Annotated in this window: 22 protein-coding genes; 7 read left to right on the forward strand and 15 right to left on the reverse strand. The window is 63.0% G+C overall.

What is annotated here, in order from left to right:
* Nucleotides 1–156 precede the first annotated feature (156 nt).
* Nucleotides 157–1,008: an SDR family oxidoreductase gene (locus ACP7DW_RS25850; RefSeq protein WP_426057414.1), complete on the reverse strand. Its 852-nt coding sequence runs from the start codon at nt 1,006–1,008 to the stop codon at nt 157–159.
* Between the two features lie 116 nt (nt 1,009–1,124).
* On the opposite strand from ACP7DW_RS25850, the gene ACP7DW_RS25855 reads away from it, so the two are divergent.
* The 4 genes from ACP7DW_RS25855 (at nt 1,125) to phaP (ending at nt 4,855) form a co-directional block, all read left to right on the forward strand.
* Nucleotides 1,125–1,550 carry a winged helix-turn-helix transcriptional regulator gene (locus ACP7DW_RS25855; protein ID WP_426057413.1) on the forward strand — a complete coding sequence of 142 codons (426 nt, stop codon included), beginning with the start codon at nt 1,125–1,127 and terminating at the stop codon, nt 1,548–1,550.
* A 103-nt stretch (nt 1,551–1,653) separates the two neighbouring features.
* Entirely contained in the window at nt 1,654–3,906 is a 2,253-nt protein-coding gene (locus ACP7DW_RS25860; RefSeq protein WP_426057412.1) for an ATP-binding protein, read from the forward strand.
* 47 nt (nt 3,907–3,953) lie between these two features.
* On the forward strand, nt 3,954–4,148 hold the full coding sequence (locus tag ACP7DW_RS25865; protein WP_219134827.1) for a hypothetical protein: 195 nt from the start codon (nt 3,954–3,956) through the stop codon (nt 4,146–4,148).
* Nucleotides 4,149–4,255: 107 nt separating this feature from the next.
* The gene (phaP, locus tag ACP7DW_RS25870) at nt 4,256–4,855 is read left to right on the forward strand and encodes a TIGR01841 family phasin (RefSeq protein ID WP_071078191.1); all 600 of its coding nucleotides are present in this window, start codon (nt 4,256–4,258) and stop codon (nt 4,853–4,855) included.
* Between the two features lie 197 nt (nt 4,856–5,052).
* On the opposite strand, the gene ACP7DW_RS25875 is transcribed toward phaP, so the two are convergent.
* Nucleotides 5,053–6,282: an MFS transporter gene (locus ACP7DW_RS25875; protein ID WP_426057411.1), complete on the reverse strand. Its 1,230-nt coding sequence runs from the start codon at nt 6,280–6,282 to the stop codon at nt 5,053–5,055.
* A 156-nt stretch (nt 6,283–6,438) separates the two neighbouring features.
* Here ACP7DW_RS25875 and ACP7DW_RS25880 point away from each other — a divergent pair, with 156 nt between their 5' ends.
* The 3 genes from ACP7DW_RS25880 (at nt 6,439) to ACP7DW_RS25890 (ending at nt 11,151) form a co-directional block, all read left to right on the forward strand.
* On the forward strand, nt 6,439–7,143 hold the full coding sequence (locus ACP7DW_RS25880) for an SMI1/KNR4 family protein (protein ID WP_426057410.1): 705 nt from the start codon (nt 6,439–6,441) through the stop codon (nt 7,141–7,143).
* Nucleotides 7,144–7,237: 94 nt separating this feature from the next.
* Complete coding sequence (locus ACP7DW_RS25885; protein ID WP_426057409.1) at nt 7,238–8,890, forward strand: VRR-NUC domain-containing protein; 1,653 nt, start codon at nt 7,238–7,240, stop codon at nt 8,888–8,890.
* Complete coding sequence (locus tag ACP7DW_RS25890; RefSeq protein ID WP_426057408.1) at nt 8,887–11,151, forward strand: helicase C-terminal domain-containing protein; 2,265 nt, start codon at nt 8,887–8,889, stop codon at nt 11,149–11,151. The genes ACP7DW_RS25885 and ACP7DW_RS25890 overlap by 4 nt, the downstream gene beginning before the upstream one ends.
* 16 nt (nt 11,152–11,167) lie before the next feature.
* On the opposite strand, the gene ACP7DW_RS25895 is transcribed toward ACP7DW_RS25890, so the two are convergent.
* From ACP7DW_RS25895 to pstB, 13 genes are all read right to left on the reverse strand, one after another.
* Complete coding sequence (locus ACP7DW_RS25895; protein WP_426057407.1) at nt 11,168–11,596, reverse strand: XRE family transcriptional regulator; 429 nt, start codon at nt 11,594–11,596, stop codon at nt 11,168–11,170.
* Nucleotides 11,597–11,617: 21 nt separating this feature from the next.
* Entirely contained in the window at nt 11,618–12,022 is a 405-nt protein-coding gene (locus tag ACP7DW_RS25900) for a type II toxin-antitoxin system RelE/ParE family toxin (RefSeq protein WP_426057406.1), read from the reverse strand.
* 54 nt (nt 12,023–12,076) lie between these two features.
* Nucleotides 12,077–12,805 (reverse strand): LytR/AlgR family response regulator transcription factor, encoded by a 729-nt coding sequence (locus ACP7DW_RS25905; protein ID WP_426057415.1) that lies wholly within the window; start codon nt 12,803–12,805, stop codon nt 12,077–12,079.
* Nucleotides 12,806–12,816: 11 nt separating this feature from the next.
* Nucleotides 12,817–13,893, reverse strand: a complete 1,077-nt coding sequence (locus ACP7DW_RS25910; RefSeq protein WP_426057405.1) for a sensor histidine kinase — start codon at nt 13,891–13,893, stop codon at nt 12,817–12,819.
* 6 nt (nt 13,894–13,899) lie between these two features.
* Complete coding sequence (locus tag ACP7DW_RS25915; protein WP_426057404.1) at nt 13,900–14,715, reverse strand: LiaI-LiaF-like domain-containing protein; 816 nt, start codon at nt 14,713–14,715, stop codon at nt 13,900–13,902.
* Nucleotides 14,705–15,088 (reverse strand): LiaF transmembrane domain-containing protein, encoded by a 384-nt coding sequence (locus ACP7DW_RS25920; protein WP_426057403.1) that lies wholly within the window; start codon nt 15,086–15,088, stop codon nt 14,705–14,707. The genes ACP7DW_RS25915 and ACP7DW_RS25920 overlap by 11 nt, the downstream gene beginning before the upstream one ends.
* A 391-nt stretch (nt 15,089–15,479) precedes the next feature.
* Nucleotides 15,480–16,394 (reverse strand): NAD-dependent epimerase/dehydratase family protein, encoded by a 915-nt coding sequence (locus ACP7DW_RS25925; protein WP_426057402.1) that lies wholly within the window; start codon nt 16,392–16,394, stop codon nt 15,480–15,482.
* A gap of 94 nt (nt 16,395–16,488) precedes the next feature.
* On the reverse strand, nt 16,489–18,435 hold the full coding sequence (locus ACP7DW_RS25930) for a UvrD-helicase domain-containing protein (RefSeq protein ID WP_426057401.1): 1,947 nt from the start codon (nt 18,433–18,435) through the stop codon (nt 16,489–16,491).
* Between the two features lie 33 nt (nt 18,436–18,468).
* On the reverse strand, nt 18,469–19,665 hold the full coding sequence (gene senA / locus ACP7DW_RS25935; RefSeq protein WP_426057400.1) for a selenoneine synthase SenA: 1,197 nt from the start codon (nt 19,663–19,665) through the stop codon (nt 18,469–18,471).
* Nucleotides 19,666–19,738: 73 nt separating this feature from the next.
* Nucleotides 19,739–21,055, reverse strand: coding sequence for a phosphate regulon sensor histidine kinase PhoR (phoR, locus tag ACP7DW_RS25940; RefSeq protein ID WP_116743881.1), 1,317 nt, complete (start codon nt 21,053–21,055; stop codon nt 19,739–19,741).
* A gap of 12 nt (nt 21,056–21,067) precedes the next feature.
* Nucleotides 21,068–21,757 (reverse strand): response regulator, encoded by a 690-nt coding sequence (locus ACP7DW_RS25945; RefSeq protein WP_034755074.1) that lies wholly within the window; start codon nt 21,755–21,757, stop codon nt 21,068–21,070.
* A gap of 5 nt (nt 21,758–21,762) precedes the next feature.
* Complete coding sequence (gene phoU / locus ACP7DW_RS25950) at nt 21,763–22,473, reverse strand: phosphate signaling complex protein PhoU (protein WP_071078202.1); 711 nt, start codon at nt 22,471–22,473, stop codon at nt 21,763–21,765.
* Nucleotides 22,474–22,521: 48 nt separating this feature from the next.
* Complete coding sequence (gene pstB, locus ACP7DW_RS25955) at nt 22,522–23,304, reverse strand: phosphate ABC transporter ATP-binding protein PstB (protein WP_373629715.1); 783 nt, start codon at nt 23,302–23,304, stop codon at nt 22,522–22,524.
* Between the last annotated feature and the right edge of the window lie 18 nt (nt 23,305–23,322).

Raw genomic sequence — 23,322 nt, forward strand, 5'->3', positions numbered from 1 at the left:
TGCGCATCTATAACCAGGAACGGCCGCATACGGCCTTGCAATACAAAACGCCCGATGCGGTGCATCGGGCGTTTCTACAGCAGTAAATACTGTCAACCTATTTTAGGACTGGACACAGAATGCCGCGCGGTTTCCCCAACCTGCGGCACCCTCCCCTTATTTCGCCAGCGCCGCCTTCACGCCGTCTTGCAGGCGCGTCGTCGGACGGCCTGTCAGCGCGCTCAATTGCTTGCCATTGTCTTCCAGACCACCATTGGCCGCACCCGCATCGGAATCGGCCAGCAGGTCGGCAAAGCCTTCCGGCACGCCCACACTCACCAGCGCCGCCTTGAAGTCCGCCTGCGGCAAGTCTTTATACACAATTGCCTTGCCCGACTGGCGCGCCACTTCGGCCGCATACTCGGCCAGGGTAAAGCCCTGGTCGCCAGCGAGCTCATAGATGGCTTGCGGTTTGTCGGCCGTCAGGACGGCGGCGGCGGCGGCGGCGTAATCAGCGCGCGCGGCGGACGAAAAACGCCCGTTTTGCGCCGCGCCCAGCACCACACCATGCTCGAGCACGGGCGCCAGGTGTTCCGTATGGTTTTCCAGGTACCAGCCGTTGCGCAGGAAAGTGTACGGCAGGCCCGACGCGCGAATCGCCGCTTCCGTAATCACGTGCTCGGCGGCCAGGCCCAGCGGCGATGTATCGGCGCGCAACACGCTGGTGTAAGCCAGCAAGGCCACGCCGGCCCGCCTGGCCGCATCGATGACGTTCTGGTGCTGCTGCGCGCGCTGCCCCACTTCACTCGACGAAATCAGCAAGATTTTCGTTGCGCCCTTGAACGCCGCATCGAGGCTGGCGCCATCGTTATAGTCAGCCTGGCGCACTTGCACGCCCAGTGCCAGCAGGTTGGCTGCCTTGGCCGGATTGCGCACGGCGGCGATGATGTTCGCTGCGGGGACGGATGCGAGCAGGCTGGCGATGACGTGCTGGCCCAGCTTGCCTGTGGCGCCGGTGATGACGATCATGATTTCTCCTTGGTACGTGAGTGGTAAAACCCTATAATAGGACTATTACTTACTTATTGTAAGTACGTACCTTTTGGTAAGTACTATTGAATACCATCCTTCGAAGGCCAACTATCATGTCCACAGACACTCCCGGCGCCAGTCTGCGCGCCGCCCTCGCCCGGCAAAACCAGGGAGCGCACCTGCTGGCGGCCGCCTGCCCGTCGCGCGCCGTGCTCAGCCACCTGACCAGCCGCTGGGCCGTGCTGGTGCTGGTATTGCTCTTGAGCGGCACGCGGCGCTTCAGCGAACTGCGCCGCGAAGTGGGCGGCGTCAGCGAAAAAATGCTGGCGCAAACCCTGGACGCGCTGGCGGGCGACGGCTTCGTGCTGCGCCAGGCATATCTGGTGATACCGCCCAAGGTGGAATACAGCCTCACGCCGCTGGGACGCGAGGCGGCCGAACGCCTGGCCGTGCTGGTCGACTGGATCGAGGATAATTATCCGCGCATCGAACAGGCGCGCGCCGAACTCGCGCTGCCGTACGCACCAAACGCAGCGTAGCACGGCGCACAAACGCATTGCTTTTGACCATCAAGAATTATCGTTTACTCCTCCTTGCCTTGATGTAATACTAGCCTCACACTACGCGTAAGGACGCGACACCATGAATCAGTTGATTTCTTCCATCGCCGACCGGGCCAACGTGCTACTGGTGAGCAATTCGCCGAATGATGTGCGCGAACTGCTGTATGTGCTGGACCGGCACAATCTGGGCACGGGACTGGCGGGCGATATCGACGAAGGCGTGGAACTGGCGGCCGGCGGCACGGACCTGATCCTGCTCGACGCGGCCCTGGCCGGCACGAATATCGGCGCCACCTGCATGCGCCTGCGCAATGCGGGCGGACGCCACGGCGTGCCCCTGCTGCTGATGTCGGCCACCCCCAGCGCCGAGGAACAGGGCCGCAGCGTGGGCGCCGGTGCTTCCGACTACATCAAGATGCCCTTCAATGCGCGCGACGTGGCGGAAAAAATTCTCATGGAACTGGCGCTGCACAAGGCCGATGCGCCCGCCGCCCGCCCTTCCGCCACCCTTGCCACGCCACCGCGCCCCCTGCATCCGCAAACGCTGGAAGTCAATTACCACTCCATCCTGGCCGGCTCGCCCGACGCCGTGCTGCTGTTCGATATCGACAACCGCCTGCTGATCGACGCCAACCGCCTGGCCGAAGAATTGTTCGGCATGCCGCTGGCCGAGCTGCTGCAAGGCGGCATGGAGCCGCTGTTCCCCACCCATCAGGACGATGGCCTCGCCTCGCCGCAACTGCTGGAAGACAAGATCCGCGATACCCTGCAAGGCAAGATCGTCGTCTTCCGCGCCAGCTGCCGCCACCGCGACGGCGACGCGATCGCCTGCGAAATCCGGCTGATGCGCTTGTCCGTGCCGGGCCGCCAACTCGTGCATGCGCGCATCATCGACTTGACCGAACGCAACCTCGCCGACGCGATGCGCGCGGGCCAGAGTACCTTGCTGGAAATGGTCGCCAAGGGCGCGCCCCTGATCCCCACACTGAACCAGCTGCTGCTGATGATCGAAGGCCAGTCGCGCGGCGTGCTGTGCTCCATCATGCTGCTCGACGACGACGGCATCCACATGCACAGCGCGGCCGGCCCCAGCCTGCCGCCCGACTACATGGCCCTGCTCGAAGGCGTGGCCATCGGCCCCGGCGTGGGTTCTTGCGGCACGGCCATGTTCCTGCGCGAACCGGTGGTGGTCAGCGACATCATGCGCGATCCGCTGTGGGCGCCCTACCGCGAGCTGGCCGCACCGTTCGGCTTGCGCGCCTGCTGGTCGCGCCCCATCTTCGGCCAGGATGGCAGCGTCCTCGGTTCCTTCGCCATGTACTACCGCGAAGTGCGCCAGCCCGATGCGCGCGACCTGGAACTGATCGACACGGCGACCGACCTGGCCGGCATCGCCATCAGTCGCATGCGCCACGAACGCGAACTGCAGCGCCACCGCGCCCACCTCGAAGAGCTGGTGGCCGAACGCACGGCGGCCCTGACGCAGGCCAAGGAGCAGTCGGAGCAAACCAACCTGGAACTGGCCGCCGCGCTGGAAAACCTGTCCATCACGCAAGAAGAACTGGTGCGCCGCGACAAGCTGGCCGCGCTCGGCGCGCTGGTGGCCGGCATCGCGCATGAACTCAATACGCCGATCGGCAACGGCCTGGTGGTGGCCACCACGATGGCCGAGCGCACGCGCGAAATCCAGGCCAGCTTCCTCGATGGCTTGCGCCGCTCCGAACTGGGCGCCTACCTGACCCAGGCCAGCGAAGCGGACGCCATCATGCTGCGCAACCTGCAGCGCGCCGCCGACCTCGTCTCAAGCTTCAAGCAGATCGCCGTCGACCGCGCCAGCTCGCAGCGGCGCCACTTCCTGCTGCGCCAGTTCGTCGCCGAACTGATGCTGCCCATGTCCACGCCCCTCAAGGCCGCCGGCCTGAGCCTGACGCAAGACGTGCCGGACGGCCTGGCCATGGACAGCTATCCCGGTCCGCTGGGCCAGGTGCTGAGCAACCTGCTGGAAAACTGCCTGCGCCATGCCTTCGAGGGCCGCAGCGGCGGCACCATCGCCATCACGGCGCGCGGCAGCGACGACGGGCAGACGATCACCCTGTCGATTGCCGACACGGGCGTGGGCATCGCCGCCGACGACCTCGTGCATGTCTACGACCCCTTCTTCACGACCAAGCTCGGCTCGGGCGGCTCGGGCCTGGGCTTGCACGTGGCGCACAACATCGTCACGGGCGTGCTGGGCGGCCATATCGACGCCATCAGCAGCACCGGCGCCGGCAGCGGCACCACCTTCACCCTGCAACTGCCCGCCGCGGCGCCGCAGTCGCCCGCCCCCTGAATGGCAGGCGCGCTACAATGCCCGCAGGCTTTTCTTTCGGAGCACCTATGAAATACCTGATCGCCACGGCCCTGCTGGCCGCTTGCGCCTGCGCAATGGCCGGACCGGCGCCCTGGTACCAGTGGCGCAGCAAGATCGACGGCACCCTGTCGTGCGCCCAATCGACCTTGGGATTTGGCTGGGAACTGGCCTCTGGCCCCTACAAAGATAGCCGTTGCGAAAAACCGGCGCTTGTTAAATAATGGGGACATGACCACACGGGGCACCGGCTTGAGAGCAAGCGATGGCATTGCGGCGTCGAAAGAGTATGGAACGATAAGAACGTATCTATTCAAACCGAGGAGACCACATGTTTACGAATCCCGAACAATTCGCATCGGCCACCAAGGCCCTGTTTGAATTCCAGCTGATGACCTTCAACACCCTCACCTCCAAGGCCGTGCAAGGCGTGGAACAGGTGCTGGCATTGAACATGGCCACCGCCAAGTCCGGCATCGAGGATGGCCTTGCCGCCGGCAAGGAAATCAGCCAGGCCAAGGATCCGAAGGCCGCCATGGCCGCCGCCGCTGCCCAGCTGCAACCGGGCGTGGCCGGCGCGAAAGCGTATAAACAGCAACTCGACGACATCATCAAGGAAATCCACACGGAATTCACCACGGCCGCCGAAGCCCACGTGGCCGAAGCGAAAAGCAATCTGAGCGCCCTGATCTACGACGTCACGAAAAACGTGCCGCCAGGCTCGGAAAACGCCGTGGCCATCGTCAAGGCCGCGATCGACAATGCCTTCCTCGGCTACGAGCAAGTCACCAAGGCCACGAAACAGGCCGTGAAAACCGTGGAAGATCAAATTGCCAAAGCGAGCGCGCAAGTGGCGCAGGCCACGGCGGGCGCACAAGCCGCGGCTGAAAAGGCGGCGCCAGCGGCCAAGCCGAAGGCTGCCAAAAAGTAAGCGATGTAGGTCGGATTAGCGCGGCAACGCCGCGCGTAATCCGACGCATTGTTGGCGCTAATGGTGATGTCGGGTTACGCGCGCAGCGCTAACCCGACCTACAACCCGGCCGACGACACATCCACCGGCACGATCCAGTCCCCCCCCTCCAGCAGATATTCGCCGCCCCCCAATACCCGCCGAAAGATAAGCAGCTCCTAGCTGCATACATCCTGGCAGGCCTTCGCGCCCACGGCGCCGTCCAGCTGCCGGCGCCAGGCGGCCATGCGCCACGCGGCCCAGGCGGCGGACACGGCGCCCGCGACGAGGATCAGCCGCGTGTCGATCAGGGTCAGCACGGAACCGCTCAGGGCGACGATGATGTTGGCGATGCAAAAGGTGGTGGCCAGCAAGCCCATCACGGCACCCTGCCCGTGCGCACTGAAGCGCTCGGCGCACCAGCCCTGGATCACCGTGTTGTACAACGCATTCGGAATGCCGAACAGCACGATGGCGGCGATGCCCACCCAGATATTGCCCAGCGCCAGCACGCCTACGGCCAGCGCCACGCCACAGGCATACCAGCTGGCGCGCAGCAAGGGCGCATGGCGGCTGGGACCGCCCGCCAGCAAGGAGGTGATAGTCATCGTGCCGCACAGGCCCACATTCACCCAGGCAATCTCCTGCGCACGGTAAGCGGCCGTCTCGACCAGCCACAGCGGATAAAACTCGTAAAAACTGGCCACGCCGCAGGTCAGCGCCAGCTGCACGATGAACAGGGTGCGCAGCTCTTCATGGCGCAGCAAGTTCAGCGAATGGCGGTCGCGCGCGACCTGCCACCACGACGTCGTCAAGAGCGAAGGCGTTTCGCGCGGCAAGCCCACGGCCACCAGCACGGCGACGAGCATCAGGGCGGCGGCGGCAATCCAGAACGGCACCGTCACACCCCAATGCAGGGTCGCGCCCGCCAGGATCGGGCCCACCAGCCAGCCCAAGTAAAACGCGCCATTCAGCCAGGACATGGCACGCAGGCGCAACGGCCCCGTCAGCTGGTCGGCCAGCATGGCGCGCGCCACGGCGCCATTTCCCTCCAGCAAACCGGTGATGAAACGGGCCACGATGAACAGCGGATAGGACTGGATCACCAGCGCCCAGGCCGTGATCGCATGGCCGATGGCGGCGCCCACGGCCGTGCGCATCAGCAAGGGACGGCGGCCATAGCGGTCCGACAGCGGCCCCAGCAGGGCCGAGCCGATCAGCAAGCCCAGCGGGTTGATGGTCAGCGCCAGACCGAACAGCAATTTGGACGGCAAGCCGAGAAAATTATTGAAGGCATTCGGTGCCTCGGCGGCGAACAGCGGCGGCAGGATCGGATAGGGCAGCGAGGCGCCGATGGTCGACAGCAGCGCCAGCAGACAGGCGGCGGAAATCAGGATGATGTTTTTCATGCGGGTTTGGCGGATTTTAATCTGGCAAGCATACGTGACCATGCCACACCAGCAAACTTAAATGTTTATGAATGATGCCCATCATTACCGCCGTGAAGCGTGCCAGACATCGCCTCGGCTATCATGCCAACATGAATGACGTTGAACAGGGCAAACATGATACTGTCAGAAATGGAACAGCAACACGGCTTTACTTACCCTTCGCTGTACCGCCAACTGGAGCGCGACGCCATGCTGGCCGTGGGCGAATATGGCCCCGACTGGTACAAGCTGGTCTATCCCACATTAAAAGATAAACCCACCCTGCTGCTGCATGCCGACGATTTCGAATTGTTGAGCGTCAAGGCCGTAGCGGCAGCCATGGAAGAACTGGCCGACCCCGATGATTACCGGCGGATCGACCCCGCCTTCCGCTTCATTCCCTTCGCGCAAACGGGCGCGGGCGACCATTACTGTTTTTTCGCTTCCAGCCAGCACGATGGCGAAACGCCCATCGTGCTGCTGTGGCATGACCAGAATGCAGCCCAGTACCTGGCGAAAAACCTGCACGACTTCTTGTTTCACATGTTGTTAAGCAGTATGGCCGACCAGGACACGTACAACGAGGTCAGCGACGAGGAATTCAAGGAACAGCTGGCAAACACACTGGGCACGCATGCGCGCTACCTGACGCCGGAACAGGCGCAAATCCTGCAAACGCTGCTGGCCAGGGACATCATCGATTACGAGGTGCCGCTGCCGAAGGGCCGCAAGGAAGCGCATCGGGGCTTGCTGACCGATACCGAGCTGGCCAGCCTGCGCGCCGAACTGATTCCCTACGAAAGGTTCGACAGCTGTTTCGCCTACAGCACGGCTGGCTGAACATAATTCGCTGGGCAAGCGGCGGCGGAAGGTTTAAACTGTATATAAACACAGTAAAAATCATCGCCTTGCCACTTGCCCTATTACCATCCCCATGCTGAGAGTCCTGGAAAATCCCCTGTACTATCTGGACAATTTCCAGGACGTGCTGAACTGGATCAGCGCGCGTTACGCCGATCTGCTGAGTCTTGAGGAAACGCAGTTCATCGCCGCATTCGGCGCATTGCCGCAGCCGTCGCGGGCGCTGTTCGTGCGCCTCGTCATGCGCAAGGGTTGCCTGTTTCGCGCCAGCAAGCTCAATTACCCGGAAATCGGCGACACGCGCGCCGCCGCCCTGCCCTTGCTGGCAACAGGCTGGGTCGAGGCCGATCCCGCCATCTCGCTCGATGCACTGTTCGAGCTGCTGCTGAAAGGGGAGATCGCCCAGGCCTTCGGCCTCGCCGCGCCCCTGAAGGCGGCGCGCAAGGCCGAGCAGCTCGACGCCTTGCGCGCACTGCATGCGGAAAATAAACCGTTTTCCGCCTGGCATCCGGCCTCCGGCGACGTGCTGTACCGCATCGGCCTGCAAGCGCTGTGTGACCGCCTGCGCCTGATTTACTTTGGCAACTATCACCAGGACTGGTCGGAATTCGTGCTGTCCGACCTCGGCGTGTATCAATACGAAAAAGTGGAATTTTCGCCCGCTTCGCGCGGCTTTCGCACGCGCCAGGATATCGAGCACTACGAAGTGCTGTACCAGTGCCGCGAACGCTACAACGACAGCGCGCCGGCCGACGAGGTGCTGCAGGAGCTGGCGGCGCTGCCCTTGTCCGAGGACAATACCTGGCTGGCCAGCCGGCGCGACAAGCTGCGCTTCCAGATCGCCCAGCACCTGGAGAAATGCCAGGACTGGCCGGCCGCCTACCGCGCCTACGCCGATTGCCGCTATCCGGGCGCGCGCGGCCGCGCCATCCGCGTGCTGGAAAAAGATGAGCAGCCGCAAGCGGCCTATGAGCGATTGACGCTCGCGCTGGCCGCGCCGGAAAGCGAAGCGGAACAGCAATTGCTGCTGCGCATGGCGCCCCGTTTGCGGCGCAAGCTGGGCCATGCGAAACAGGCGGCCAACGCGGCGGCCAGCGTCGAGCGCATCGACCTGCTGCTACCGTATCCTGAACAAGCGTGCTATGTCGAAGGCGTGGTGCAGCAGCATCTGATGCAGGACGACGCACCCGTGTATTACGTGGAAAACACCCTGATCAACTCGCTGTTCGGCCTGCTGTGCTGGCCCGCCATCTTCAAAGCCATGCCGGGCGCCTTCTTCCACCCGTTCCACCGTGGCCCGGCCGACTTGCACAGCGCCGATTTTTACCAGCGCCGCAGCCTGGACTTTGCCGCCTGCCTGGCGCAGCTGGACGACGGCACTTATCCAGCGACGATACGCGCCACGCTTGCGGCCAAGCACGGCATCGTCTCGCCCTTCGTCAGCTGGGAGGTGCTCGACGACGGCTTGCTGGACCTGGCGCTGGCCTGCATCCCGGCCAAGCACCTGAAGAAAGCGTTCGAGCGCATCTTGCTCGACATCAAAAGCAACCGCAGCGGCTTTCCCGACCTGATCCAGTTCTGGCCGGCCGAGCGACGCTACCGCATGATCGAAGTCAAGGGTCCGGGCGACCGCCTGCAAGACAACCAGCTGCGCTGGATCGCGTATTGCGCCGAGCACGCCATGCCCGTCAGCGTCTGCTACCTGCAATGGCAGGTGGCCACATGAGCGCCAGCAGGTACACGATCGCCGTGCGCGCCCTGTGCGAATTCACGGCCAAGGTGGGCGACCTGGACTTGCGCTTCACGCCGTCCCCCACGGCGCAGGAAGGCATGGCCGGCCACGCCACCGTCACGGGCCGGCGCGACGACGATTACCAGCGCGAAATCAGCCTGTGCGGCGACTTTGGGCCTTTGCACGTGCGCGGCCGCGCCGATGGCTACGACCCGGCGCGGCGCCAGCTGGAAGAAATCAAGACCTACCGGGGCGACCTAGATGCCATGCCCGCCAACCACCGCCAGCTGCACTGGGCGCAGGCGCGCATCTACGGCCATTTGCTGTGCCGGCAGCTGAATCTGCCCATGCTGCGCGTGGCGCTCGTGTATTTCGACATCGCCAGCCAGAAGGAAACGCTCATGCACGAGGAATGCACGGCCGAGGCGCTGCGTCTGTTCTTCGAACAGCATTGCGCGCTCTTCCTCGACTGGGCCGAGCAGGAGCTGGCGCACCGCGCCAGCCGCGACGCGCAGCTCAGCAGCATGGTCTTTCCCCATGCAAACTTTCGCCCGGGCCAGCGCCAGCTGGCCGAAGCCATGTACAAGGCCAGCAGCCGCGGCTGCGGCTTGCTGGCGCAGGCGCCCACCGGCATCGGCAAGACGGTGGGCAGCCTGTTCCCCATGCTGAAGGCCACGGCCGCGCATGGCCTCGATAAACTGTTTTTCCTGGCCGCCAAGGTGCCGGGCCGGCAAATGGCGCTCGACGCCTGCGCCATCTTGAAAGATAGCGCGCCGCTGCTGCCCTTGAGGGTGCTGGAACTGAGCGCCAAGAGCAGCGCCTGCGAGCATCCCGACAAAGCCTGCCACGGCGAATCGTGCCCGCTGGCCAAGGGCTTTTATGACCGCTTGCCGCTGGCGCGCGAGGTGGCGCTGACCAGCGGCTTGATTTTGGATAAGGAAGCCGTGCGCGCCATCGCCTTGCAGCAGGGTATTTGCCCCTACTATCTGGGCATGGAACTGGCGCGCTGGAGCGACGTCGTCATCGGCGACTACAATTACTATTTCGACCTCAGCGCCATGTTGTACGGCATGACCCTGGCCCACGACTGGAAAGTCAACGTGCTGGTCGACGAGGCGCACAATATGGTGTCGCGCGCGCGCAGCATGTATTCGGCCGAGCTGGCGCAGATCGACCTGAAGCTGCTGCGCAAGTTTGCGCCCGACGCCTTGAAAAAGCCGCTGGACCGCCTCTCGCGCCAGTGGACGGCCTTGCTGAAGGAACAGGATGGCGATTACCACGTGCATCCGGCCTTGCCCGAGAAATTCTTTGGCGCGCTGCAAGGCGTGGCCACGGCCATCGGCGATTACCTGGCCGAACACGCGGCGGCGCTCGATGAAGACTTGCAGCGCTTTTATTTCGACGTGCTGCTGATCAACCGCCTGGCGGAGAGCTTTGGCGCGCATTCGCTGTTCGACGTCAGCAAGACTGACACGGGTAGCACTGTGTGCATCCGCAACATCGTCCCGGCGCCGTTTCTCAAGGAACGCTTCGCGGCCAGCCACAGCACGGCCCTGTTTTCCGCCACCCTGAGTCCGTGGAATTACTACAGCGACACGCTGGGCATGCCGGCCGACACGGCCTGGGTCGATGTGGAGTCGCCGTTCCAGGCGGAGCAATTGTCCGTGCGCGTGGCCGACACCATTTCCACGCGCTACCAGCACCGCGCCGCCTCGCTGCTGCCCATCGCCCAGCTGATGGCGAAGCAATACGCGGAAACGCCGGGCAATTACCTGGCTTTCTTCAGCAGCTTTGATTACATGGAAAAGACGGCCACGCTGTTTGCCCAGCATTACCCGGACGTGCCCCTCTGGCAGCAGCCGCGCCGCATGGATGACGCTGCCCGCGCGCAATTCCTGGGCCGCTTCGGCCTGGACACGCGCGGCATCGGCTTTGCCGTGCTCGGTGGCGCGTTTGGCGAAGGCATCGACTTGCCCGGCGCGCGCCTGATCGGCGCCTTCATCGCCACCCTGGGTTTGCCACAGATCAATCCCGTCAACGAGCAGATCCGCCAGCGCATGGGCGACCTCTTCGGCGCCGGCTACGACTACACGTATCTGTATCCGGGCATGCAAAAAGTGGTGCAGGCGGCCGGCAGGGTCATCCGCACACAGTCGGACAAGGGTGTCGTCTATCTGATCGACGACCGCTTTTCGCGGCCGGAAATCCGCCAGCTGCTCCCCACGTGGTGGGATGTGCAGCTCGCTGGCGGATAGCACGCAGGTAATCTCTTCAGGTGTTGCCAGCCCGCTTGCGCGACACGCCGGTTTTCCGCTTTCCTGGGGGCGTTGCAGGAGCAGCAAGCGCACTGTCATGGACATCGGCATCAACTTCTTGGCTACGCGGAAAATTCTGCAGTTCGATACGAACGCCGTTTTGCGCAACGACCGACATCTCCAATGTCATGCCCAGCGATTGCAGAAACCGGCGCAAGGTCGAGACATAGGTATCAGTACGCTTTTCCAGTTGGGAAACAGCATGCTGTTGAATCCCGAGCTCCTTGGCGACCTCCGCCTGGGTCTTGCCCACTGCTTTGCGGAAATCCGTCAGCGTGGCAGCGTGCGCTATCATTTCCTGCATTTTTTCCTGGGACAGAACCGCAATTTTTGCCTGCCGCTCGGCTGGCAAACTGTGGATCACATCGTTCAGATTTCTTCCCATCGCAAACTCCTGTTCCTAAAATCATCCCCTGCCTTTGCCCTGCCTTGCTTTCGCCGTGGTCAGGTTTTTGAGGTGTTGCTCGTAACGTGCATTTGCCTTGAACAACAAATCCCTGTAAAACTTGTCCTCGTCGACACCCTGCTTGGCTGCCGCAACCAGAATCACCGCCTCTCGCCGGTTATCGAAAGCAAAGACCGCGCGCCACACCTCTGCCCCGTTATTGGCCTTGAAACGCAGCTCTTTCATGTTCGGGTGTTTAGGATTCTTCAACGTCCCAACATGAGGACGCCCAGCAGCCGGGCCCAGCTTCGACAGCGCATCGGCACTCGCCAGCAATTCATCCTGGACATCTATCGGCAGAGCATCGAATTCCGCATCGAAGTCATCGTGAAACGTAACCGGCCATGTCCTCGGCGCATTCACCATCACCTCCGGATGATATCATGCATAGATGATTATGCATCTATGCCACAGAAAATGCTAACCCACCAATAATCTCAGCTTCTGGTAGCCCGCCTTGCTCACGGGGATCCGCGTATCGTCGCGCAAGATGGCCACGTGGCTGTCTTTGGTCGCCGCCTCGATGCGGCGGATGCCGTCGATATTGAGCAGGTACGACCGGTGCACGCGCAGGAACTTGGCAGGATCGAGCTGGGCTTCCAGCTCCGACAGCCGCTGGCTTTTCAGGTAGGACTTGCCCTCGGAACGGATGCTGATGTAATCGTCCTGCGCCTCGATGTAATCGATGCGCGCGCTGGCGATCACGTGGACCTTGGCGCCATCGCGGATCAGCACGCGGGCCAAAGGTGCGGCGCGCGTGGCCGCCTCGCGCGCCAGCGTTTGCACAGCTTCGGGCGTGCCGCGGTTGGCGCGCGCATGGGCCAGCGCCTGGTCGAAGCGCTGTTCGCTGAACGGTTTCAGCAGGTAGTCCAGGGCATGGCATTCGAACGCCTTCAGGGCATACTGGTCGTAGGCGGTAACAAAGATCAGCTTTGTCTTCGCGCCGATCAGCTCGGCCACTTCAAAGCCGTCCAGGCGCGGCATCTGGATGTCGAGGAACACCAGCTCCGGCGCCAGTTCCGCGATGGCCTTGACGGCGTCGAAGCCGTTGGCGCATTCGGCCACGATGTCGATATCGTCATGGCGCGCCAGATATTCGCGCAACACGCCGCGCGCCAGCGCTTCATCGTCGACGATGGCCACGCGCATTCTTGCCTGCATCATGCTTCCTCCGTGTCGCCGGTCTGCGCCGGCATGGAAATCATCACTTCGAAATGGCCGTCGCGCCGGCCCCAGTGCACGCTGGCCTCGTGGCCATACGCGCCGGCCAGGCGCTGGCGCACGTTCTCCAGCCCTACGCCATTGCCGCGCGCCGGCCCCTGATCCGCATCGACCGGGTTGCGCACGGCAATCTGCAGCAGGCTGCCCACGCGCCGCACCTCGATGGCGATCAGGCCACCCTCCGTCAAGCCGCAGATGCCATGCTTGACGGCATTTTCCACCAGCGGCTGTATCAGCATGGGCGGCAGCAGGCAGGCCAGCGCGCCGGCGTCGATGCTTTCCGCCACTTGCAGTCGTGCGCCGAAACGCACTTGTTCGATGGCGAGAAAGTGGCGGATCAGCACCAGTTCCTGTTCCACGGTAATGTGCTTGTGCGCTTCCAGGCTCAGGCTCTGGCGGAAGAAACTGGCCAGTTGCACCGTCATCTGGCGCGCGCCCGCCGCATTGATGGACGTCAGGGCGCTGATGGAGTTCAGGCTGTTGAACAGGAAATGCGGATCGATCTGCGTGCGCAGCATGCGCAATTGCGCTTCCTGCGCCATCAATTGCGCTTCCAGCCCCCGCTGTTCGGCCATCCTGGCGCGCACGAATTCGAGCAACAGATAATGCACGGCGGCGGCCAGGCAATACAGCAGCGTGCCCAGGCCGAAGAACAGGGCCAGCAGCGATGGCGTCAGGCTCACGCCCAGCCAGCGCACGTCCGGCAACAGGCTGACGCTATTCAAAAATTGCAGCAGGGTAGCCCACAGCAAGCCCGCGAACAGGGCCGCCACGCTCATCACGCCGGCAATGGCGAGAGGATGGCGGACGTGCAAGGGGTAGGCGCGGCACAGGTAAAACGCGGAAAACCCCGAGCCGATCGCATACACGAGCGTGGCGGGCACCACCAGCAGCACGGCGTTGAGCCAGGGCGCATGGGCCACCCTGGCCAGGATGAACGCCAGCGCCAGGCCCAGCGCGACGCACACCAGGAACACCACCACGGCGCCGCGCCGCTTCGACAAGGACGCCGACATGCGCGCCTAGTTGCGGATTTCCAGGCCGCCCATGATGGCGTAACCCGTCACGTACAAACGCTTGTTCTGGTTCGGCGGCACGATGGTCTTTTCTTCGAAGCCGCCGAGGATGGGCGTGCCCTGCAGCACGACGCTCCAGTCGGGCGGAATCTTGATGGTGACGCCGCCGCACAAGGCAAATACGTTGAGCACGGCTTCGCCTTCGATCGACGCCTGGCGCAAGTCGATTTCGCAGCCGGCCATGATGACGTTGATATCGCCGCCCCTGAAGCGCTGCGACGACACGCGCCGCACATAGCCGCCCAGGATGGCCGTCACTTCGATGATGCTGTCGTCGTCCGCCTGGCCGCCGGCGCCGGGTGCCGCAGTGGCATCGGCGGCGTCCTTGTCCAGAGAAACGGCGCCATTCCTGGCCTGGCCGAATGCGTCAGGCGCAGCGCCGCCGTCGGGCGGCGCGGCAAAGTGCCGGCGCCGCTGCCGCTGCTGTGCGCCGGGCAAGGACTTCGACACCACGGCCACGCCAGCGGCAATGATGAGCAGCGGCCACAGCATGCTCCAATTGATATACAACAAGCCCATGGCTTTCAAGGTCCAGCTCAGGCCCAGCAAGACCATCACACCGCCAAGGATGTAGCCGGAGCGGGTATGGCTTTGCGAAATTTTCAGCAAGCCGAAAATGATGAGGATGGTGGGCCAGAAACGGAAGGTATAGCGCACATTGATGAAGCCCAGGTTATCGAGCAGGAACAGCAGCCCCAGGCCGATGACGATGACGCCCAGCACGATCTGCGATGGCGAGTGCAGCGGTGGTTTATTTTTCATGCTCGGACTCCCGGTAGGCAATAAAATGTTTGTTCAGCAGCGGTTCCAGCACCAGGCCCACGCCCCAGGCGATCAGCAAGGCGGGCCAGCTACTATAAAAACTCAGATTCCATAGTTCTTCATACGACACATACCACCAGGCGGCGAAGAAGATCAGCCACAGGCCGCTCAACACCTGCTTGGCGGACACGGGCGTGAGCAATTTGTTCAGGCCGAAGAGCACCAGTATCAGCGGCCAATAATGCCATAGTGCATAGTAATCGCGGAGATAGATCACATCGAGCCGGTCCAGCAGGATGACGGCGCCGATGGCGATCAGCAGCACGCCCCACAGCAGCTGGGTACGGCGGCAATAAGCTGGTTCAGGTTTCACGGTCGCCCCTTGAAGTTGGTTGATCGTAAAGATACGCGGAATTCGGCTAGGGGAAAACACCGCTTCGGCGAATGGCGGACAGGTGGCGGTGAATGGCGTGGCGGAGGAAACAACAGGCAAACGACAGATAAAAAAAGACCGGCTAGGCCGGCCTTGAAAGGGTTCGCGGTACACACCGCGACCTGGAGTTGCAGCGCGCAGCCGCACGGCGCGAGTGCGCCGACGGCAAGAATCTGGTGCCGATCCTTGAGGCGACCGGCTGACCTGCTGGAAGATCGAACATGCCGCCAACTTCACGGCAGTGCGTCTCAACCAAGCAACGCCATCATACTCCCGATCGCCAAACAGCACCGTTCGCTAGCGCACACAGATGCGCTTTTGCTGAGCTGCATCAAACGGCGATGGCGTGCGGCGGCTGGAGCATGTCGTGCTTGATCCACTCCAGCACCGATGGCCCCTGCGGCTGCCAGCCCAGCAGGGTGCGCGCCCGTGCGCCGCGCACGCGGCTATTGGAGCCGAGGCCGTACGACGCCATCTCGTAACCCCATTCGGCAATCGCCTCGGCCAGCGGCCAGTCCTGCGCGGGTCCCAGGTCCAGTGCCGTGGCGATGGCGGCCGTCATGTCGCGGAAAACCGCCTCGCCCGCTTCGACGAAATAAAACGTGCCGGCCGGGGATTTTTCCAGCGCCAGCAGATACAGGCTGACGACGTCGTCGATATGCACGTTCGACCAACTATTGCGGCCCGGCCCCACGTGGCGCACGATGCCGCTCTTGCGCGCCTGTTTCAACAGGCGGGGCAATTGCACGCTGTCGCGCGGCAAGGCGCCATGGCCGTAGATCAGGGTGTTGCACAGCACGCTGGCGCGCACGCCCTTGTTTGCACTGGCCAGCACCAGCTCATCGATGGCGACCCGTGCCGCCTTGTCGGCCGTGGGCGCCGGCAACTTGTCTTCGTAATAAATCTGCTCTGTGCCCTCGCCGCCCGAGGCGTCGCCGACGATGGATGAGCCGCTGGTGTGCAGAAACACCTTGTTCGTGCCCGCCAGCGCTTCGATGATGGCTTCCACGGCGGCCCGGTGGTCGCTGCTGGCCGCATTGATGACGGCATCGGCCGCCTGCGCCTGCTCGATGAGCAGTTCGCGATCATTGAGCGTGCCGACGATGCCGTGTACGCCGATGCTGGCCAGCTCGGCCACCTGTTCCGGCTTGCGCACCAGGCCCGTGACCTGGTGGCCGGCGCGCACGAGGCCCGCCGCGATGGAACTGCCGATGAAACCTGCCGCACCTGTCAAAAACACTCGCATCATTACTCCTTTGTTGGTTCAGATTGCAATCAATCACAGCAACAAAGTATGCCCGCTTTCGTCTTTCGCAAAAAGCGCTCACGCGGCAAAGGATTTATGACTTGGGCGCAACAGTCTTGTTTTTCAGCTGCAGGGCGGCGATGTAGCGGCTCCGGTAGGCGGGGTCTTCCGGCGTCAGCAAGGTGAGCCGGTCACGCGCGCGCGTGGCGGCCACATAAAAACGGTTTTCCTCTTCCAGCGGGTCGGTCTTGCTGCGGGGGAATTCATCGACGGCCAGGTAAGGCAGGATGACATGGTTGTATTCGAGGCCCTTGATCTGGTCGATGCAGGCGATGACCAGCTTGGCCTTGCCGGTCGAGACCGTCACGGCCTCTTCCATCTCGCCCAGCCAGCCGGCAAAGCCACCGAGCGCCACGCCCGCTTCGCGGCACACGGCAATGAAACCGTGCAGCGAACGGGCGACGACCCGCGCCTGGGCCGGGTCGACATAGATGCGGCGCGCCGTCTGTTCCAGCTGCATCAGGCCAAAGATGTGCTGCAGGGCGTCGCCCGCCAGGGCGTCGGGGGGCAGCGCGCGCAGGTAATCGACGGCGGCAAGGGTCAGCGCCGCCTTGTCCTGGTTGTGCGACTTGGCCAGCTGGTTGGTCAGGAAGCCTTCCAGCAAGTCCGGATAATTGGCCACGTCGGCCTTGGCTTGCTGCAACTCCGTGCGCGTAAAAGGGATTTCCGCGAAGGCCACCAGCGCTTCGAGGATGTCGCCACGGCGCGGGCCGCTCTTGATCGCATGTAAATCCTTGCGCGCGATGGCGACCATGCCGCGCAGCATCAGCACTTCCAGGCTCAGCAAATAGCTGTTCATGTCCACCAGGCCATACGCGATGCCGCTCTGGAACAGCGCCGTTTCCACGCGGATGGCCTGGTCGCGGTCGCGCAGCAAGATGGCCGTGGTGCCCGCATGCGCGTGTTCGAGCGCGGCGATCAGCTGGGCGCTGCACGCCTGCGGCTGCGCATGGTCGTACTCGAGCACGTCGATATGGGTGGCGCGCGACAGGGCCGACACGCTGGCCTTGTTTTTCAACACACCGACTGCCTGCGCCAGTTGCGGGCCGTAGCGGTAGGATGCCGTCAGCGGCAGGCGCTGCAAGGCGGGGAATTCCTGTTCGAAGCGCTGGCGCAGGAAGCGGTGATCGGCGCCCGACCACGTGTAGATGACTTGATCCTTGTCGCCGGCGCCGCAGAAAAACGCGTTGCCGCGGCGTATCAGCATGGTCAGCAGGCGGAACGACGCTTCGTTCAAGTCGTGCAATTCATCGGCCACGATGATCTGGAAGGCCGGCAATTGCTGGCGCAGCGGTTCGTCGCCGTCGAGCATGCGCACCAGGTCGTAGGTGGCGTCGAACGGCGCGCGGAACTGGATATCGCCCGTGTCGGCGCCGCGCAAGGCTTCGTATTCGCGCAGCCACAGATAATGCGTGCGCGACATGCCCAGCAGCTCCAGGTTATCATCGAGGGAATTGCTCTCGAAGTCAGGATTTTGAAAATCCAGGCGCGCCTTGGTGCGCAACTGCAGTTTCAAAAATTCGGCGATGGCCCCGTTGGTCGTGTTGATTTCCAGCGGGTAGCGGTGGGCATACTTTTCCGACACGACTTCCAGTGCTTCCCACGCCACGGGGCGCAGCTCTTCATCGCTGCGCATGAATGCCACCTGCATGTTTTCCAGCTGCAGCAGCACCTTGGCGGCGAACGCGTCGAAGGTGTCGACGCTCAGGCGCTTGACGACGCCGAGCGGCACGCCCACTTCCAGCAGGCGCTGGCGCAGGGCCACGCGCGCCGCTTCCGTGAAGACGAGGGCCAGCATGCGCTCGGGCGCGCGGCCACGGTGCAGCGCCTCGGCCAGGCGCAGGGCCAGGGTCGTCGTCTTGGCGGCGCCGGCATTGGCGTCGATCAAGACCACTTTCTTTTGCGCCGTCTGGATGGCGACCTGCTCCGGCGTGGGCGTGATGCGTTTAGGAATGAACTGCGGGGCGTTGTCTGTACTCAAGGGTATCCTGAAATGATGTCTGTTCTCGGCGCGTTACCAGGCGCAGGTGCGCAGGCCGGCAAAGATGTCGCCCCGTTCGGGCGCATGGAAGGCGCGCATGCGGGCCGAATGCAGGCGCAGCGGCGTGGCGAAGGCCGCGCCGCGCAGCACCTGGTGCTGCATGAAAAACGGCGCCGAATACTCGCGCCAGGCATCGGGCGCAAAGCCCGGATACGGCTCGAACGGCGTCGCCGTCCACTCCCACACCTGGCCCCAGTGAAAGCGCGGATGGCCGGACAGCGCAGCATACTCCCATTCCGCCTCCGTCGCCAGGCGGCGCCCCGCCCAGGCGCAGTACGCTTGCGCTTCATACAGATTGATGTGGCGCACGGCTTCATTCGGCGGCAAGGTGGTGCGCTGGCCGAAACGCATGGTGCGCCACTGCGTCGCTTCGCGCAGCCAGTACAAAGGCGACGAGCGCTCCTGCCGCATCAGCCAGGCGCTGCCGGCCGCGCTCCAGAACTGGCGGTTCTGGTAGCCGCCATCGGCGACGAAATCGGCAAACTGGGCGTTCGATACGGCGCATGCATCGATGGAAAACGGCGCCACGTAACAGGCATGAGGCGGCGATTCATTGTCGAAGGCAAACCCGGCACCGCGCGGCGAGCCCAGTTCGATGCTGCCGCCTGGAAAGGCGATCTGCCCCGCGCCGGGCGGCAAGGCCGGGCAGCCAGCCAGGGATTCCGGTGCTTCCAGACCCAGCCATTGCAAGCCGGCCAGCATTTCCTCGCCACACAAGTCTTCCTGCGCCAGCGCCAGCCGGTACGGCGCCAGGGCGCTGTCGACGTTGGGTTCGCGCGAGAGTTTATCGAGCACCCTGTCGAGCACTTCGCGGCAATACGTTTTCACGGCGCCCGGACTGGGCAGTTCCAGCTTCCAGCGCGCACGGTGCTGCACCATGTTGGCGTCGAACATATCGTCGCCACGTGTCAGCAGGGAATTGTAGATGGCGTCGGCCGGATGGCTGGACGCGGCTTCGCGCAGGATGAACCACTCGGCGAACCAGGCGATATGCGCGAGCTGCCATAACGGCGGGTTGAGGCGCGGATGACGGGGCAGGCCCGCTACCACGTCCAGCCCGGCACTGACATAACAGTCGAACAGGGAAAGCGTGTCCTGGCGCGCAGCCTGCAGCGATTGGGCCAGTTGCTGCGCGCCGGCGTGGCGAAAAGAGGCGTTGATTAAAGTCATGACCTGATTGTAACGACTTATGCCAGGCTTGCACCAGTCGCACGGGAAACAGGGGGAAGGCCCCCTGCCCGTCCTACTTGACCAGCAACTCGCCCTGCAGCGGCGTGACGACGGATTTCGGCATGCTGACGATGAAGCTGCTGCCCTTGTCGGCCACGGATTGGATGGCCAACGTGCCCCCGTGGCGCAGCAGCACGTGCTTGACGATGGCCAGGCCCAGGCCCGTGCCCTGGGTTTCGCGCGAACGGCTCTTGTCGACGCGGTAGAAACGCTCGGTCAGGCGCGAGATATGTTCCTGGCTGATGCCGATGCCCGTGTCTTGCGCGATGAATTGCGGTCCGGCCGGGCCATCCTGCCAGCGCAGGGTGATGCTGCCGCCGGCCGGCGTATAGCGCACGGCGTTCGACGCCAGGTTGCCGAACGCGCTATACAGCTCATCGTAACTGCCCAGCACGTCGGGACCGTTGCATTCCATCTTGATCTCGTGCTTGCCGGCAGATAATCCCTTGGCGTCGCGCAAGACCTGCTGCATGAGCTTCTTGATATCCACGGGCTCGGGGCGCAGCGGGTAGTCGACCGATTCCAGGCGCGACAAAGTCAGCATGTCCTCGATCAGATGCTGCATGCGGTGGCCCTGCTCCGTCATCAGCTTGAGGTGGGCGGCGCGCGTGGTGGCATCGAGGTCCAGCTCGGCGGAAGCGATTTCCAGGAAGCCGACGATGACCGTCAGCGGCGTGCGCAATTCGTGCGACGCGTTGGCGATGAAGTCGCGGCGCATCATTTCGATGCGTTCCGTCTCCGTCACATCGTGCGTGACGAGGATCTGGCGGCGGTTCTCGAACGGAATGATTTGCACGATCAGCTTGCGGTTGCGGAAGGTGATCGTCAGCGGCTGGTCGTAGCGGCCCAGGATGATGTAATCCATGAACTCGGGGCTGCGGATCAGGTTGGTGACGCGCATGCCCTTGTCGCGCTCGTGCGTCAGGCCCAGGTGTTTCTCGGCGGCCGGGTTGCACCATTCGAGGAACAGCACATCGTCCATGATGACGACGCCGTCGGGCAGCAGATGCATGGCCTGGCGGAAGCGCGCCAGCCATTCGGTCAGCTCGGCCTGGTTTTTCTCGTCGTCGCGGCGCATGCGGTACAGGCGCGCGAAGATGCTGGTCCAGGCGCCCCAGCCGTCGGGCAACTTGGCGCTTTGCGGATTGTCCAGCCAGTTACTCAGCTGGAACAGGTACGACAGCTGCACGAACACCATCATGGCCATCAGCACGAAGGCGATGCCCAGCGCATACGTGGCGCCAAACAGGTACCAGACGACAGCCACGCCCAGCAGCGCCAGCACCATGCGCAAGGCGGCCGGTACCCAGAACAGCAATTTCGGATTCATAAGAGACAGGCTTTATTTTTCAGACAACATGTAGCCGACGCTGCGCACCGTCTTGATCAGGCTTTCCGCCTCTTTCAAGGCTTTGCGCAAGCGCAATACGTGGACATCGACCGTGCGTTCCTCGATCACCACATGGTCGCCCCACACCTTGTCGAGCAGCTGGCTGCGCGAAAACACGCGCTCCGGATGGGCCAGCAGGAATTTCAGCAGCTTGTATTCGGCATGGCCGATATCGATCTTCTGTTCATCCATCATCACCGTGCAGCTGACGGGGTCCAGCGCCACGTTGCCAGCGCGCATGGGCGCCTGCGCGTGTTCCGGACTCTTGCGTCGCAACAGCGCTTTGGCGCGCGCCAGCAGCTCGCGCGGCGAGAACGGCTTGGTGACGTAATCGTCGGCCCCGCTGTTCAGGCCGGCCAGCTTGTCTTCTTCCATGCTCTTGGCGGTGAGCATGATGACGGGGATGGCGGCGAAATTGCGGTCGGCGCGGATGCGCGACAGCAGGCGCAAACCCGTCTGGTCCGGCAACATCCAGTCCAGCAGGATCAGGTGCGGCGTGCGGTGCTGGATGAATTCCCAGGCGTCGGCGACGTTTTGTACGGAACAGCAATTCCAGCCGGATTCGCGCAGCGAATAGGTCACCAGTTCAACGATGGCCGGCTCATCTTCAACAATCAATACCGTGGTTTTATCAGATGCCATAAAGCTTACTCAGGGAGCTCCTCGGAAATGGCGGGAGCCGCCACCTTGGTGTGGCGGATATCCTTGCCTTCAACCACGTAAATCACGTATTCGGCGATGTTTTTCGCATGGTCGCCGATCCGTTCGATGGCCTTGGCCACCCACAGGGTATCGAGCGCCGCCGAAATCGTGCGCGGGTCTTCCATCATAAAGGTGATCAAGTTGCGCATGATAGACCGAAACTCATGGTCGATGATGGCATCTTGTGCAATTAATTGTAAGGCCTGTTTGCCATCGTTGCGCGCGAATGCGTCGAGCGCATCGTGCAGCATGTCGGTGGCCGTGTTGGCAATGCCGCGCACCATCTCGTAATGGTTGACGACGCCGTTGCCGCGCTTGTGCAGATTCTTCGCCACGCGGGCGATCTTGGTCGCCTCGTCGCCTACGCGTTCGAGGTCGGTAATCACCTTGATGGTGGCCATGATGGTACGCAAATCGTTGGCGGCCGGCTGGCGGCGCACGATCAGATGGCTGCAGGCGTCGTCCAGCGACACTTCCAGCTGGTTGACGACGTCGTCTTCGCGCATCACGCGGTCGGCGCGTTCCGGGTTGCCGATGCGAAAGCACGTCATCGCGTCGAGGAACTGGGTTTCAACGATGCCGCCCATCAGGAGCACTTTCGAGCGGATCGCTTCGAGTTCGTTGTCGTATTGCTTGGATGAATGTTCGCCTAACATGCTGTCTCTCCGTATTCAGTTGTCTTGTATGTCGTTATTCTGGGCGGATCAGCCGAAGCGGCCCGTGATGTAATCCTGCGTTTCCTTGCGGGCCGGATTCATGAAAATCTGGTCCGTTTCGCCGAATTCCACCAGCTCGCCCAGGTACATATAGGCAGTGTAGTCGGAGCAGCGCGCCGCCTGCTGCATATTGTGCGTCACGATGGCGATCGTGTAATCCTGTTTCAGTTCGCTGATCAGCTCTTCCACCTTCGACGTCGAGATCGGGTCCAGCGCCGAGGTCGGCTCGTCGAGCAGCAAGACGTCCGGTTTCACGGCCACGCCGCGCGCGATGCACAAACGCTGCTGCTGGCCGCCCGACAGCGACAGGCCGCTCTTGTTCAGCTTATCCTTGACTTCACCCCACAGCGCGGCCTTTTTCAGAGCCCATTCGACGCGCTCATCCATCTCGCCTTTCGACAGGTCTTCATACAGGCGCACGCCGAAGGCGATGTTGTCGTAGACGGACATGGGGAACGGCGTCGGCTTCTGGAACACCATGCCGACCTTGGCGCGCAGCATGTTGACGTCCTGGTCGGCGTCGAGCACGTTGCGGCCGCGGTACAGGATGGAGCCTTCCGCGCGCTGGCCCGGATACAGGTCATACATGCGGTTCAGGGTGCGCAGCAGGGTCGACTTGCCGCAACCGGACGGGCCGATGAAAGCCGTGACCTTCTTTTCGTGGATGTCCAGGTTGACGTTATGCAAGCTTTGCGTTTTGCCGTAAAAAAAGTTCAGGCCCGAAATCTCGATGGTCTTTTTCTTTGGTGCCAGGTCTTGGGCTGGATTCATTTGCGTATTCATAGGGGT

The sequence above is a fragment of the Janthinobacterium sp. PSRC1-1 genome (genome assembly GCF_049897525.1).
Classification (GTDB): Bacteria; Pseudomonadota; Gammaproteobacteria; order Burkholderiales; family Burkholderiaceae_D; genus Janthinobacterium; species Janthinobacterium tructae.

Bases quoted from the DNA above. Each gene is read 5' to 3' on its own strand.
- ACP7DW_RS25850 (WP_426057414.1), bottom strand. From the start codon at position 1,008: ATGATCGTCATCACCGGCGCCACAGGCAAGCTGGGCCAGCACGTCATC.
- ACP7DW_RS25855 (WP_426057413.1), top strand. From the start codon at position 1,125: ATGTCCACAGACACTCCCGGCGCCAGTCTGCGCGCCGCCCTCGCCCGG.
- ACP7DW_RS25860 (WP_426057412.1), top strand. From the start codon at position 1,654: ATGAATCAGTTGATTTCTTCCATCGCCGACCGGGCCAACGTGCTACTG.
- ACP7DW_RS25865 (WP_219134827.1), top strand. From the start codon at position 3,954: ATGAAATACCTGATCGCCACGGCCCTGCTGGCCGCTTGCGCCTGCGCA.
- phaP (WP_071078191.1), top strand. From the start codon at position 4,256: ATGTTTACGAATCCCGAACAATTCGCATCGGCCACCAAGGCCCTGTTT.
- ACP7DW_RS25875 (WP_426057411.1), bottom strand. From the start codon at position 6,282: ATGAAAAACATCATCCTGATTTCCGCCGCCTGTCTGCTGGCGCTGCTG.
- ACP7DW_RS25880 (WP_426057410.1), top strand. From the start codon at position 6,439: ATGATACTGTCAGAAATGGAACAGCAACACGGCTTTACTTACCCTTCG.
- ACP7DW_RS25885 (WP_426057409.1), top strand. From the start codon at position 7,238: ATGCTGAGAGTCCTGGAAAATCCCCTGTACTATCTGGACAATTTCCAG.
- ACP7DW_RS25890 (WP_426057408.1), top strand. From the start codon at position 8,887: ATGAGCGCCAGCAGGTACACGATCGCCGTGCGCGCCCTGTGCGAATTC.
- ACP7DW_RS25895 (WP_426057407.1), bottom strand. From the start codon at position 11,596: ATGGGAAGAAATCTGAACGATGTGATCCACAGTTTGCCAGCCGAGCGG.
- ACP7DW_RS25900 (WP_426057406.1), bottom strand. From the start codon at position 12,022: ATGGTGAATGCGCCGAGGACATGGCCGGTTACGTTTCACGATGACTTC.
- ACP7DW_RS25905 (WP_426057415.1), bottom strand. From the start codon at position 12,805: ATGCGCGTGGCCATCGTCGACGATGAAGCGCTGGCGCGCGGCGTGTTG.
- ACP7DW_RS25910 (WP_426057405.1), bottom strand. From the start codon at position 13,893: ATGTCGGCGTCCTTGTCGAAGCGGCGCGGCGCCGTGGTGGTGTTCCTG.
- ACP7DW_RS25915 (WP_426057404.1), bottom strand. From the start codon at position 14,715: ATGAAAAATAAACCACCGCTGCACTCGCCATCGCAGATCGTGCTGGGC.
- ACP7DW_RS25925 (WP_426057402.1), bottom strand. From the start codon at position 16,394: ATGCGAGTGTTTTTGACAGGTGCGGCAGGTTTCATCGGCAGTTCCATC.
- senA (WP_426057400.1), bottom strand. From the start codon at position 19,665: ATGACTTTAATCAACGCCTCTTTTCGCCACGCCGGCGCGCAGCAACTG.
- phoR (WP_116743881.1), bottom strand. From the start codon at position 21,055: ATGAATCCGAAATTGCTGTTCTGGGTACCGGCCGCCTTGCGCATGGTG.
- ACP7DW_RS25945 (WP_034755074.1), bottom strand. From the start codon at position 21,757: ATGGCATCTGATAAAACCACGGTATTGATTGTTGAAGATGAGCCGGCC.
- phoU (WP_071078202.1), bottom strand. From the start codon at position 22,473: ATGTTAGGCGAACATTCATCCAAGCAATACGACAACGAACTCGAAGCG.
- pstB (WP_373629715.1), bottom strand. From the start codon at position 23,304: ATGAATCCAGCCCAAGACCTGGCACCAAAGAAAAAGACCATCGAGATT.